Source organism: Komagataeibacter medellinensis NBRC 3288 (assembly GCF_000182745.2).
GTDB classification, from domain to species: domain Bacteria; phylum Pseudomonadota; class Alphaproteobacteria; order Acetobacterales; family Acetobacteraceae; genus Komagataeibacter; species Komagataeibacter medellinensis.
Genome location: NC_016027.1, coordinates 1,792,552 through 1,805,881 on the forward strand (window position 1 = coordinate 1,792,552; position 13,330 = coordinate 1,805,881).

A 13,330-nucleotide genomic window follows, 5' to 3' on the forward strand; every position below is an offset into this window, starting at 1 on the left:
GTGCGAGAGGGTATCAGCGAGGGGACGCGGTACGGATCGGTGGCATGAACCGGCAGACCCTGCGGGACTGGGGCACCGGTTCAATGCTGCGGGATCAATGGCGAAATGGCTCTGCCTGCTGCGTGACCGCGGACCAGCAGAATGACGCCAAAGCGTTGCTGGATAGAATTGATGAAGAAAAGGTCAAAATGACCAAATAATTCATATCCGCGTTTCCCTATATTCGACCAGGAAACGCGGACGGTCAGAAAGTCGACCGCCTCAATGCCATGCGGGAAAAGGCTGGTGATGAATTCTTTTATATTCGCTTGCGAAATATTGGAAGGCTTGACTAAATCCGGTTAAGTCTACCGTACTCGTACCTGAATCGCTTGTGGCACTGAAGGTTTCAGCACTCATTAGTGCTTGAAGTGCTGGCGTCCAGATGGACAAACGACCTTCATCTATGAACCATGCTCCTGGTGGGATTGTAACCCAACCGTTGATATAATGATAGGAGCCAAAATCGAACGTGACGTTTTTATTTATATCTTTGTTATGGAGATCATAATAATATAAAATTGGAACCCTTTTTTTCGGGCTTCCATCGTCAATCGTAGTTCCTATTACGATACTTGGTTCTGTTTTAATCTCTCCACAAAACACAATAACCGCATCAAAATCATTGTGAGAAGGACCGACCGCGCAGTGTCCGAATACTCTCGGCATTACATCTGGGTCAGCGTACGTCGTCGACATCAAGGAAGCTAATGTTCCAAATAAACCGACTGAAAACGCGACGCGAACGAGATGTTGTCTCGCAGTTTTACGCATGATCTAATCATCCCCATATTGTTTTTCCACTTTGCGACTATGGGAAATATCATCACGCGCGACGCTATACGTAGGCCGGAAAATGCATTCTAGAGCGTTTTCTGCGCAGAATGAGTCGTCAGGGATTCCCAAAGTGGTTGTGATCTGATTCAAGATGATAACCGGGATGGGGGCCGGCTGTGGATGTCATCACGCACATTGTCTCTGGATCTTCGCGAACGTGTTGTCGCTGCTGTCTCGAATGGTCTGTCGCGTCGTCAGGCGGCTGAACGGTTTGGCGTCAGTCCTGCGAGTGCGGTTCGCTGGTGCGCTCTTGCCGCCACGACCGGCAGCGCTGCCGCCAGACCGCGTGGCGGGGATCGTCTGTCTCACCGGATCGAGGCGCAGGCTGAACGCATTCATGCTCTGATTGCCGGGAAGGATGATCTGACCCTGTCCGAGATCCGTGCCCGACTGGCTGAGGATGGCCATCACTTTGCAATCGGCACGCTGTGGCGTTTCTTCGCCCGTCATAAGATTACATGGAAAAAAAGACCGCTCACGCGTCGGAACAGGACAGGCCGAACATCCTGACACGACGCCAGGAGTGGTTCGATGCCCAGCCCGATCTCGATCCAACACGGTTGGTCTTCATTGATGAAACCTGGGCCTCCACCAATATGGCACGCCGTTATGGGCGGTGTCTGCGCGGCCAGAGGCTGCGCTCTGCCGTGCCACATGGTGAGACTGTGTAGAATTTTGTGCGGTGCCATTTTTTCAGGCCATTGGGAAACGATCATCGAACATGATAGCGAGCTGGCATCTGACAGCGTACCATTCGCGCACTGAGCGCTTCCACTGTGCTGAGGTAGCATTGAGCGCCAGGTAAATCAATTTTGCTGCGGCCTCTTCACTGGGGAAATGGCCGCGGGTGCGCACGGCACGACGGATCTTTGAGTTCAGGGCCTCAATGGCATTTGTTGTGTAAATCAACCTGCGCACTTCTGGAGGATAATCGAGGAACGGAATGACCTCATTCCATGCCCTGCGCCAACTGGGCGCGATGGCCGGGTATTGTCTGCCCAGATCGCTTTCTTCGAACCCGCCGAGGGCTGCCTCGGCCTCTGTGGCGTCCACTGCTGTATAGATTGCCTTGAGAGCTGTGGCGATGGCCTTGCGGTCCTTGTAGCTGGCAAAGCTCATGGAATGACGCAGCAGATGAACGATACACGTCTGAATGCGGGTTCTGGGGAAGACCGCCTCAATGGCCTGCGGAAAGCCCTTCAGCCCGTCGACTACGGCGATCAGGATGTCCTGCACACCCCGATTGCGCAGGTCGCTGAGGACCTTGGCCCAGAATTTGGCCCCTTCATTCGCCTGGAACCACAGCCCCAGAACGTCCCGTGTGCCGTCAGGCAGGATCGCGAGCGCCACGAAGACAGCCTTGTTCGAGACAGTCCCATCACTGCGGATATTGACCCGGATCGCGTCCATGAAGACGATCGGGTAGCAGGGTTCCAGCGGACGGTTCTGCCAGGCGGCGACCTCCTCCATCACGGCGTCGGTAATCGCGGAAATGAGGCTCGGGGAGGCCTCAACGCCATAGATTTCTTCAATATGCCCCTGGATTTCGCGGGTTGTCAGACCTCGGGCATACATGCTGATGATCTTGCGGTCGAACTCGGGAAAGCGACGCTGATACTTTGCAATCAACATCGGATCAAACGTACCGTTCCGATCCCGGGGAATATCCAGAACAACCTTGCCGCTCTGTGTCGTCACGGTCTTCTGGCTATTGCCGTTTCTGCGGTTGGGCGGCTGATTATCCTCAGCAGAGGCGCCATCGGCGCGCTCCTCATCAAGATGAAGTGTCATCTCCGTGTTGAGCGCCCGCTCCGCCAGAGCCTTCGTCAATTCCGAGAGTATGCCGCTTTTGCCAAACAGGTCGCCCGGTGAACGACCTTCCATCAGACGGTCCAGAAGATCTTTATCAATGCTCATGCGGGGGCTCCTCTTCGAGCAGATTATCACCGCACCGCACAAAATTCAGGATAGTCCCCACATGGTCACTGGAAAACGACGACATTCGTCGCCGGGTTGCGGCTGAGCGGTATCGTAGCGCCCATGGTGCTGGATGGTCCGATCAATGGCCGCAGCTTCCAGACCTACGTCGACCGCGTGCTGATACCCGATCTGCGGCCAGACGACATTGTCATCATGGATAACCTCAGCTCTCACAAAGGCTCAGGTGTGCAGGCCGCCATCGAAGCCGCAGGAGCAACCGTGCGCTACCTTCCACCCTACAGCCCGGACTTCAATCCAATCGAGAAGGCCTTCTCCAAACTCAAGGCCCATCTCCGTAAAGCCGCAGAACGCACACGCGACGCCCTCTGGGACAGGATCGGCACACTGATCAATCAGGTCTCACCAGCAGAATGCGAAAACTTCTTTACAGCCGCTGGATATGAGCCAGATTGAGAGGAAATTGCTCTAGATATACAGGCGAACTTACGGATTGGTATAATACCAAAGGCAATTACATCTGACTCACCTGTAAAGTGACATAGTCATCCTGTTCTGTTTCTGTCTTGTGAGGGAGGATAGGGCTTCAATCATGTCAGCGCACGACCCTGCCATCCGGGACAGGACCTGTCTGTCATGGACGCCTTCAAAAAAACTTCCCGACAATCCTGAAGTTCCACACCGGCCATCTGCCGCGCAGCAAACAGATTGAAATCTGATTCCAGAACGAAGCGCGGATCGGGCAAAAGAACGGTGTCGTCCGGCAAGGAGCCAGACGGGGAACCCGGCCATGCCAGCCCGCTGACCAGCGCCATGCCAACGCCTGGCTTTTCGGGGTAATCCGTCCCGCATGGGGCAACAAGGCCGCAGACCTCGCTACGGACAGTATGCACCTGCATCTCGACGGGATTGCGCGCTGTGTAGCCCGGGAAACCCATGCCGTCGTTCTGCCTGATCGCGCGCCATGGCATACGACCGCCAAACTCAGACTGCCGCGCAATATCAGCCTGGTCTTCCTGCCATCGCGTGCTCCCGAACTGAACCCGGTCGAAAACGTCTGGCAGTTCCTCCGCGCCAACTGGCTGGCCAACACCGTCTTCGATCATATCATCACTGCCGCCAGTAACGCGTGGAACAATCTCGTCGCGCTCCCCAAAACCATCCGGTTCATTGGCCTCAGAAAATGGATGCATCAAGGTCAAAGGGGATAGTCGTTGGTATTATTCAGGAAACCGTCCCCGCAGGTCAGAGATCGGCGGGTGGGCCTGTACCATGGGAATGCAGCAGGATAGACCCTTGCGTGAATTTAGCGAAATTCTCTGGATTCATTTAAATCTATATTTATGAAATAAAAATTTCATAATTGATAATTCAGTTCACATCCCTGTGTTGCAGAACAGCACCGTCATAAAACCTTAATATGAAATCCCGAAAATGAATCCCTATACGGTTCCTGCTATTTATATTGCGGGAAAAAAGACCTGTGGCACCGAAATTACTGCTCAATGGCCGTATTACCCTAGGCCTGTTCTGTTCCGTTCTGGCGCTCTCCACGGCACATGCACAGACCATCCAGCCTTACACAAAGGACCGCAAGCCTGCGCGGGCTTCTGCCCAGGCTACGAACACGGCCGGCAAGGGTGTGCAGGCGTCCTCTGCCAATGTGGAACAGATCATGGCTACCGCCAAACGTTCGCGTTCCGAGCAGAGCGTCAACCATACCCAGTTGCAGCGCCTGCTGCCGGGCATAAACCCGCTCAAGGCACTCGAGATCCTGCCGGGCGTCGTGTTCGAAAATGCCGATCCTTGGGGCAATAACGAACAGAATTCATCACTCTACATTCATGGTTTCAACCAGAACCAGCTTGGATTCACCCTTGATGGCGTCCCGCTGGGCGATCAGTCCTACGGCAACTATAACGGGCTTTCCCCCCAGCGTGCGGCGCTGAGTGAAAACATTGGTTCCGCCTCGGTGGCAACGGGCTCGGGTGCGCTTGGCACGGCCTCGACAAGCAATCTGGGCGGATCACTTGAATTCACCACACAGGACCCGCTGCACAAGGCCGGGGGGCAGTTATCCCAGACCTTTGGCAGCTGGTCGACCTTCCGCACATTTGCGCGCGTCGATACCGGTGATTTCGGCAATGGCAACTCCGCCTATTTCTCGTGGGCACGCCAGGATGCGCGGGCATGGGACTTTGCAGGGCACCAGGGTGGTAATCAGGTCAACGCCAAATTCGTACATCAGGGGTCCAAGGACAAAGTCACGGCTTTCTTTGATTGGTCGGACAAGGTCGAACCCAACGAGGATGGCGTTGTCGAACCCATGGGCGGCAGCCTGTATGTCCGCCCGTTCATGTACCCCAACCTGAACGAGGCCGTTAATTACTACAATTCATCAGCTTACAAGAACGCGGGGCTTAATTACCGCAATTACTATTCCGATGCACAGCGTGAAGATTTTCTGGCTTATGTAAAGTGGTCCCACACTTTCAATTCCCACCTGCGCTGGGACAACCAGATCTATTACCATCATGATCTGGGTGAAGGTGTCGTGGCCGGACCGATTTCAGCGGCGGGCCTGCCGACACTGTTCAGCGCCTATTTCCCCAGTTATTCTTCAGGTCAGCTTTCCGATGTCTTTGGTGGCTCGGGCATGGCCACACGCACGACGGAATACTGGGACAACCGCGGTGGTCTCATGTCCACCCTGCATTACGATGTTGGACACCACCATATTGAACTGGGTGGCTGGTACGAGCGCAACAACAACACACAGGCCCGTCGCTGGTATGCATTTGACATAAACAGCCCGACCACACCTTATGACCGCCAGTCCAATCCGCTGATCCATCAGTATACCAATTACTTCTATACCAATACATGGACTACCCATCTTCAGGACAGCTGGCAGATTACCAAGAATTTCAATCTGAACGCTGGCTTCAAGTCCGAACTGGTCTATACGAATGGCATCCTGCCGGTAGCAGGGCTTCCGGGTTCGCTATCTCCCGCATCGGCTCAGACCATTCCCGGTGGCCGGATCGCGACCGTAAAACCGTTCCTGCCTTCATTCGGTGCCTTGTGGAACATTACGCCGCATGAGCAGTGGTTCGCCAACATCCAGGAAAACATGCGTTCATTCCAGGATACAGGTTACGGTAACGCCAGTCCGTGGGGCATGACCAGCCAGTCAGCCTTTGAACTGTTCAAGAAGGAAGGCAAGCCTGAAACCGCCTGGACCTATGAGACCGGGTTCCGTACCAACCGCCACCTCAATGCCGGCCCCCTTACCAATATCAGCGGGCAGATCGAATATTACCACGTCCACTTTTCAAACCGCCTTCTGGCCGTCTCGTCCACACCCACCATTGCCTCGATCGTGGGCAGCGCCACGGTCCTGACCAATGTTGGCTCGGTATCGACCGATGGTATGGATTTCTCCTTTACGGCCCAGTTCGGGCGGCATTTTTCATTCTATAATGCGCTGTCCTATAACAAATCGGTCTATAACGACAATTACATGAGCGGCACCACCCTGGTTTCCACCGCAGGGAAAAATGTTGTCGGCATTCCCAACTGGACAGAAAAATTCGTAGCCTCCACCAACTGGGGCAATTTCTATGCCCAGTTCATCGGTGATGTGATCGGCAAACGGTACACGACCTATACCAATGACCTTTCCGTCAAGTCCTATGCCCTGTTCAGCATCAACGCAGGTTACACCATTCGCGGCATTCCCCATGTCCAGGGCCTCAAGGTACAGGGCAACATCACAAACCTGACCGGCACGCGCGGGTGGTCCACACTCAGCACCTCCTATGCCAGCGGTCAGTATTCCGCATTTCCCATTGCGCCGCGCATGTTCTTTCTTACCATTGGCGCCAGCTTCTAGGGATACGGGTTCATGCTAACACGCAGACAGACCATAACAGGCACTCTTATGGGCATGAGCCTGCTCCTTACGCGCAATGCCCATGCGGCCCCTTCGCTGGCACCGGTGCCACTGCTCATGGCACACCGTGGCGCTTCGGCGCTTCGGCCTGAACACACGCTGGCGGCCTATGCGCGCGCCATCATGGACGGGGCCGACTATATCGAGCCTGATCTGGTGCCCACCCGTGATGGCGTGCTGATCGCCCGCCATGAAAGCAACATCGCCGCCACGACGGATGTTGCAACCCATGCCGAGTTCGCCTCCCGCCGCCGCACCCAGACCATTGATGGCATGGAGGAGACCGGCTGGTTCACCACCGACTTCACCCTGGCTGAACTCAAGACCCTGCGCGCAAAAGAACGCCTGCCCACGGTGCGCGCGCACAACACCCGTTATGACGGGCATTTCGATATCCTGACCTTTGAGGAAGTCATCGATTTTGTCGCAGCCGAAGCCGCAGCCCGCGGGCGCGTGATCGGACTGATACCCGAGATCAAGAATTCCACCCATTTCCACAAGTTGGGCCACATACCAGAAGAAACATTCCTGCGCGTGATCGCGGCCCACGAATACACGCGTTTCTGCCCGCTTGAAGTACAGTCCTTCGAGACCGCAAACCTGCGCGCACTGCACGGCAGGGTGCAGACCATCAACCCGCAGGCCCGCCTGATGTTCCTGATGGGGGAACGCACGCAGCATGTACCCGACACGCTGGGCACATCCCGCCCCCTGACCTTCGGCGACCTGATGAGCGCTGAAGGGCTGGCGGGCGTACGCCAGTATGCCGATGTGATCGGGCCATCCAATACCGACATCATTCCGCGTGACGCCACCGGGGCATGGCTTGAGCCAACCACACTGATTGATGACGCACACCGGGCCGGGCTGCTGGTCCATTCCTATACCTTTCGGCCCGAAAACCGTTTCCTGCCCGCCCAACTGCGCGATGACCGTGGCGATGATGCCCGCAACCCACGCGGCTCCATTGCCGAAATCCAGCGCATGCTGAACATGGGACTGGACGGGTTCTTTACCGATGACCCGGCTATCGGGCGCGCGGCCTTGCGCGGTTAGGAAATATCCACCAAAAAACCGGTTCGGTGAAAATGCTCCAGTCTGCTGTTTTTACGAGCATCCTCACCTGTCTGAATGCACGCATTCGAACAGGATCGGCCCCAGGGCACGCTCCACCCGTCACAGGGCGGCACGTCCCCCATGGAAAAAGGCATGGCCTTGCAGTAACACTCCTGCCTGATACCCCCATGGGGGCCGGCATGCTGCGGGGCAACAGGACATTGAATTACAGACACAGCTATCATGCAGGCAATTTTGCCGATGTCATGAAACACGTCATGCTTGTGGCGCTGATCGACATGCTGCGCCGCAAGCCCTCGCCGTTTTCCATCCTTGATACGCATGCCGGTATCGGACTGTACGACCTTTCGGGGCGGGAAGCCCAGTCCACAGGTGAATGGCGCGAAGGCATCGGCCGCCTGCTGGCCCTGCCAACCGACCCGGCAACACCCCCGTGCCTGCAGCAGTGGCTGGACATGGTCCGGGCGGTGATGGCAGCCCATGATGGCCAGTTATTCTATCCCGGCTCTCCCGTCCTTGCCGCCCGCCTGCTGCGCCCCGATGACAGCCTGACCTGCTGTGAACTTCACCATCAGGACCAGCAAAGCCTGAGACGCCTGTTCCGCCACGACCCCGCCGTATCCGTGCATGGCCGCGATGGCTACGAGGCCATTACCGCATTGCTGCCGCCCCGGCACGCCAGGCGCGGGCTGGTGCTCATGGACCCGCCGTTTGAACAGCCCGGCGAGTTCGATCGCCTGGCGCAGGCCATCATCACGGCCCGGCGGCGCTTTGCCACTGGCATGATTGCCGCATGGTACCCCATCAAGCACCGTGCGCCCACGCGCGCCTTCCTCAACACGCTCAAGGATGCGGGCCAACGCAACCTGCTGGCCATCGAACTGACACTGCGCCCGCCACTTGACCCTGCGCGACTGAACGGCAGCGGGCTTCTTATCGCCAACCCACCATTCCAGTTTGAACACACCGCGCGCGCCGTAACCGCCATGCTGGCCCGTCATCTGGGCGATGGTGAAGCACAGGCCAGCGTGGAATGGGTCGTGCCAGAATAAAGCGGCCACCCTACTCCATCACACCCGATGATGGTATGATTGGACCCGTCATCCGTTCCAGTCCTCCTGCAGGTTCCTCATGTCCAGCCCATGTACCCATATTGCCGTGATCGGCAGCACCAACATCGATTTTGTCATGCATGTCACCCGCTTTGCCCAGCCAGGCGAGACGATGCATGTCCGTTCTTCCTCCACCGGTCTGGGTGGCAAGGGCGCCAACCAGGCCATGGCGGTCGCCAGGCTGGGACAGACGGTGGCGCTGGCTGGGTGGACCGGCCAAGACATGCTGGCTGACATGGCGCGTACGACACTCGAGGCTGCCGGAGTGAACACGCGCTGGCTGCTTGAAGATACCACCTGCGGCACGGGGCGCGCCTTCATTACCATCAACGCGGCGGGTCAGAACCAGATCCTGGTGGATGGTGGGGCCAACATGGCCCATACCGACGCATCCCTGGCCCATATCCTGCCCGCGCTGGACGGGGCCGGGCTGGTCATGATGCAGATGGAAATGGACCCCACGCTGATGCTGGCCATCGCCCGCCACGCCCGGGCGCATGCCATACCGGTCATGCTGGATCCCGCGCCGGTTCCCACCGATGGCCTGCCCGAAGCACTCTGCGCGCTGGCCGATCTCATCACCCCTAACGAGCGTGAAACCGCCGCCCTGACCGGCATTGAACCGACGGATGAGACAACCGCCCTGGCCGCCGCACGCATCCTGCACGCGCGCGGCGTGGGCACCGCCATCATCAAGCTGGGGCACCGGGGCGTGGTCTATTCCGCCCCCGATGCACAGGGTTTTGTTCCCCCCTTCAGGGTGCATGCCATCGATACAGTGGCGGCGGGCGACTGCTTCAACGCGGGCCTGGCCACGGCGCTGGTTACGGGTCACCCGCTGGGGCAGGCCGTACGGATTGCCGCTGCGTGCGGTGCCCTGGCCACCACGCGGGCAGGTGCCGCGCAGGCCGCCCCCACCATGGACGAAGTCATGACCCTCATGGCAACCCAGTCCGTACCATGATCTTGCCGGGCTGCACACACTCTAGGTTCGGGGCGGAAGTCAACGGTCCCGTGCAAGCGGGTGAGAAAGGGAATGCCGTAAGCCCTGGCTGGGTTTTTGAAAACCCGGGGGTGTAGTCGGCAACTATGCCCGCAACTGTAGGCGGAGAGTGCGTCATCCATTGCAGCAGGCGCACCATGACCCGCAAGTCAGGAGACCTGCCGTTGTTATTTGCGATATTGCCGGGCGGGATCGACCGGAGATGGATACCGGACCATGCCTCAGATTACCTGAACGCCCGTTACCCCGTAGCAGTGTTGGCTCCATTGCGGGGTCATTCCCTTTCTGGCCCACCGGGGTCAGGCCCATCCTGACGGGATGTCTCCATTTCATGAAAATTTTTCCCATACCTCACCCGCAACGGCGCGTGATCCTGCCGCGCGCCCTTTTCCTGTCCTGTGCGCTGATCGGCACAGGCACGGTCACGGCCCGTGCGCAGGCGCTCCCGACCCAGATTGCCGATGACCGCGCCCGCCTTGGCAATTCCACACCGCTGATCCAGCAGATCGACCCCGCCACCGTGCGGGATTCCGAACGCGCGCAGGCTGATGCGCAGAAAGCACACGAAGCCGCCGCCGATGATGGCGACAGGCTGGACACCAGCGGCAACCTGCTGGGCAACATGTGGGGCGCGCGGCCATGGCTGTACAGGCATGGCATCAGTTTTGACATCCAGGAAGTCGATGAACTGTGGGGCAACGGCACTGGCGGTTCGGCTTCGGGTAATGATGGCGCGGCAGGCTCGGGTACCGGCCCGTCCTATGATGGCGTGACCATGCCAACACTTACCGTCGATACCGAAAAGCTGTTCGGGCTGAAGGGTGGCCTGTTCAATGTCAGCGCCCTGCAGATACACGGGCGCTCGATCTCGCAGGACCACCTGGCCAACTTCAACCCCATAAGTGGGTTCGAGGCCGACCACTCCACCCGCCTGTTCGAACTGTGGTACCAGCAGTCCTTCCTTGGCGGCAAGCTGGATGTAAAGGTGGGGCAGCAGGATCTCGATACCGAATTCCTGATCAGCGATTACGCCTCGCTTTACCTCAACGCCAATTTCGGCTGGCCCATGGCGCCATCGGTCAACCTGTATGGCGGCGGCCCGTCCTGGCCGCTGTCATCCCCCGCCATCCGTATCCGCTACCGGCCCAGCGAGAAGTTCACCTTCATGTTTGCGGCAGCGGACGACAACCCGCCGGGCAACCGTTACAATTCCACCCCCATCCAGCAGGCCACCGGGTCACTCAGCGGTTACAATTCCGACCCCACCAGCCAGACCTATGATGGCGCCAACGGTACCAATTTCAACATGAACACCGGGGCGCTGCTGATGACCGAACTGCAATACGCGCTCAACCCCCAGCCTGCCGACATGTCCAACGTGACCAAGAACCCCGGCCTGCCGGGCGTGTACAAGCTGGGCGGGTTCTATGATACCGCGAAGTTCGCCGACTACCGCTACAACCGCAATGGTGGCTCACTGGGTGCGGCCTCGGTCAATCCCGCCAGCACCGAAAGCGACCTGACCCCGCGCTGGGACCGGGGTAACTGGATGGTCTACGGCATCATTGACCAGATGATCTGGCGGCCCTCGTTAACATCCGCCCGCTCGGTGGGTGTGTTCGTGCGCGCCACCGGTAATGGCGGCGATCGTAACCAGATCAGCTTCGCCATTGACGCAGGACTGAACCTGAAGGCGCCGTTCAGGGGGCGTAACAACGATACGATCGGTCTGGGCTGGGGCATCGGTCGCGCCAGTTCTGGCCTGCGGCAATTTGATCGAGACAGGCAGACGCTTGTGCAGGGCAATGAAAACCACCTGGAACTGACCTATCAGGCTCAGGTCACGCCGTGGATGGTGATGCAGCCTGACTTCCAGTACGTCTGGCACCCTTCGGGCGGAACGCCCGACTGGACCCGACGGCGTCGCGTGGGGAATGAAGCCATATTCGGCCTGCATACCAGCCTGACATTTTAAGGGCGCACGCCACACACACCCCCATACCAGCCAACAGGCAAGAGAAGACAAAAGCACAGACCCGGATTGAAAATTTATATCATTGTGGGAGCCAACCCCCTCCTGTACCCCGGGTGAAACGGGCATGGGAAGCCACCCTGTACCGCACCATAAAAAAAGGATAAGAGCGTTGCGCCGTCTTGTAGCTTTATGTCTTCCGCTTGGTATGGCCGCCTGCGCGCAGCATACGCCCCGCCCCATGGTGAATTACTGCCAGCAACCAGCCGTAGACACCGCCATCGTGGCCATTGCCAACCAGGGCACGACCAGCACCTCCCCCGCCCGGCGCTTCGAGAACGGCACGATAAAAAGTGCTGTCTACAACGACCACATGCAGGTCATGTCCTGCCATGGTACGCTGGTGCGCCAGGACGGCACCCGGCAGGATGGCGTGGCCGTTGCCCGCCTGCCCAACATGCGCACGGACTGGAAGGAAATATGGACAACCACTGCCGCCAGCCACCAGTGGGTATCCGATGCCGATATCAGCAAGAACAGGCAGGAACGCTACGCCACCTATTACGACCACACGCCACAGGCGTGCAAACCTTACGCGCATGACCTGTTTTTCGGCGCACCAAAGTCGGACAAAGACACCCAACACCTGCGCGAGACGCTGTACGACTGCCTGGACGAGCATAAGGTGAAGCCCATCCGCCCCGTATCTGGCGTGGACCATACCTACAGCCCGTTTGGCATGAATTTCTATATTCCCTACTACACCAACGTCAGCCCGGACGATAACGGTCCCTTCCTGTACTGAACGGACCCACACAATGGCCATCCTGCCGATCATCCGCTACCCGCATGCCTGCCTGCAGCAGGTGGCCACACCGGTTGATGCAACCAGCACACAGACCGCTCGACTGGCGCGTGATCTGCTGGAGACAATGCACGCCGCACCGGGCATAGGCATTACGGCGTGCCATGTGGGTATTCTGCTGCGGCTGGTGGTCATTGACCTGCCCGAAGGCCCCGGCCCACGAATCTATGCCAACCCCGAGATCGTGTGGCAGGACAGCGAAACCGCAACGGGCGAGGAAGGCAGCGTGTCCATGCCCGGTATCCATGCCCCCGTCACCCGTCCCGCGCGCGTACGGGTGCGCCATACCGGACCCGATGGCGTGGACATGGAAGAAGAGGCCGAAGGGTTGCTGGCCGTCTGCCTGCAGCACGAGATCGACCAGATCAACGGCATTTTCTGGACCCGCCGCCTCTCGCCCCTGCGGCGCGAACGGGCCATGAAACGTTATGGCAAACAGGCCCGACTGAACGGGGCCGGCTAGGCAGACCCTGTTTGGATGCGTGCGTCCAAACAGGTGAAGATGCCCTTAAAAGCAATAAATCAGGACATT

At 58.3% G+C, this 13,330-nt stretch carries 11 protein-coding genes, 3 pseudogenes and 1 riboswitch; of the genes and pseudogenes, 11 read left to right on the plus strand and 3 right to left on the minus strand.

The annotated features are described in order from the left end of the window. Nucleotides 1–44 precede the first annotated feature (44 nt). A complete protein-coding gene (locus tag GLX_RS18450; protein ID WP_158309228.1) occupies nucleotides 45–200 on the plus strand; it encodes a hypothetical protein in 156 nt (51 codons plus the stop codon). 61 nt (nucleotides 201–261) lie between these two features. On the opposite strand, the gene GLX_RS18060 is transcribed toward GLX_RS18450, so the two are convergent. Together GLX_RS18060 and GLX_RS19340 are read right to left on the minus strand one after the other, a co-directional pair. After that, complete coding sequence (locus GLX_RS18060; RefSeq protein ID WP_014105545.1) at nucleotides 262–813, minus strand: hypothetical protein; 552 nt, start codon at nucleotides 811–813, stop codon at nucleotides 262–264. Nucleotides 814–1,002: 189 nt separating this feature from the next. Continuing rightward, complete coding sequence (locus tag GLX_RS19340) at nucleotides 1,003–1,326, minus strand: hypothetical protein (protein ID WP_041247237.1); 324 nt, start codon at nucleotides 1,324–1,326, stop codon at nucleotides 1,003–1,005. Nucleotides 1,327–1,346: 20 nt separating this feature from the next. On the opposite strand from GLX_RS19340, the pseudogene GLX_RS19345 reads away from it, so the two are divergent. Then, nucleotides 1,347–1,535: pseudogene (locus tag GLX_RS19345) on the plus strand (IS630 family transposase); the annotation flags it as partial. Nucleotides 1,536–1,569: 34 nt separating this feature from the next. Here the strand turns inward: GLX_RS19345 and GLX_RS08345 are convergent. Next, nucleotides 1,570–2,793 (minus strand): IS256 family transposase, encoded by a 1,224-nt coding sequence (locus tag GLX_RS08345; RefSeq protein WP_014104109.1) that lies wholly within the window; start codon nucleotides 2,791–2,793, stop codon nucleotides 1,570–1,572. Nucleotides 2,794–2,850: 57 nt separating this feature from the next. Here GLX_RS08345 and GLX_RS08350 point away from each other — a divergent pair. The 9 genes and pseudogenes from GLX_RS08350 to GLX_RS08390 form a co-directional block, all read left to right on the plus strand. Then, nucleotides 2,851–3,270, plus strand: a pseudogene (locus GLX_RS08350) (IS630 family transposase); the annotation flags it as partial. A 126-nt stretch (nucleotides 3,271–3,396) separates the two neighbouring features. Continuing rightward, nucleotides 3,397–4,025, plus strand: a pseudogene (locus tag GLX_RS17190) (transposase); the annotation flags it as partial. Nucleotides 4,026–4,297: 272 nt separating this feature from the next. Next, a complete protein-coding gene (locus GLX_RS08360) occupies nucleotides 4,298–6,709 on the plus strand; it encodes a TonB-dependent receptor (RefSeq protein WP_014105549.1) in 2,412 nt (803 codons plus the stop codon). 12 nt (nucleotides 6,710–6,721) lie between these two features. Next, nucleotides 6,722–7,825 carry a glycerophosphodiester phosphodiesterase family protein gene (locus GLX_RS08365; protein ID WP_014105550.1) on the plus strand — a complete coding sequence of 368 codons (1,104 nt, stop codon included), beginning with the start codon at nucleotides 6,722–6,724 and terminating at the stop codon, nucleotides 7,823–7,825. 221 nt (nucleotides 7,826–8,046) lie between these two features. Then, the gene (locus GLX_RS08370) at nucleotides 8,047–8,898 is read left to right on the plus strand and encodes a 23S rRNA (adenine(2030)-N(6))-methyltransferase RlmJ (protein WP_041247750.1); all 852 of its coding nucleotides are present in this window, start codon (nucleotides 8,047–8,049) and stop codon (nucleotides 8,896–8,898) included. 79 nt (nucleotides 8,899–8,977) lie between these two features. Beyond that, nucleotides 8,978–9,922 (plus strand): ribokinase, encoded by a 945-nt coding sequence (locus GLX_RS08375; RefSeq protein ID WP_014105552.1) that lies wholly within the window; start codon nucleotides 8,978–8,980, stop codon nucleotides 9,920–9,922. 26 nt (nucleotides 9,923–9,948) lie between these two features. Next, nucleotides 9,949–10,141: riboswitch (cobalamin riboswitch) on the plus strand. A gap of 151 nt (nucleotides 10,142–10,292) precedes the next feature. Then, nucleotides 10,293–11,936: a carbohydrate porin gene (locus GLX_RS08380; protein WP_148268564.1), complete on the plus strand. Its 1,644-nt coding sequence runs from the start codon at nucleotides 10,293–10,295 to the stop codon at nucleotides 11,934–11,936. A 169-nt stretch (nucleotides 11,937–12,105) separates the two neighbouring features. Next, nucleotides 12,106–12,738: a hypothetical protein gene (locus GLX_RS08385; protein WP_231850305.1), complete on the plus strand. Its 633-nt coding sequence runs from the start codon at nucleotides 12,106–12,108 to the stop codon at nucleotides 12,736–12,738. Nucleotides 12,739–12,751: 13 nt separating this feature from the next. Next, the gene (locus tag GLX_RS08390; protein WP_014105555.1) at nucleotides 12,752–13,261 is read left to right on the plus strand and encodes a peptide deformylase; all 510 of its coding nucleotides are present in this window, start codon (nucleotides 12,752–12,754) and stop codon (nucleotides 13,259–13,261) included. Nucleotides 13,262–13,330: the final 69 nt, after the last annotated feature.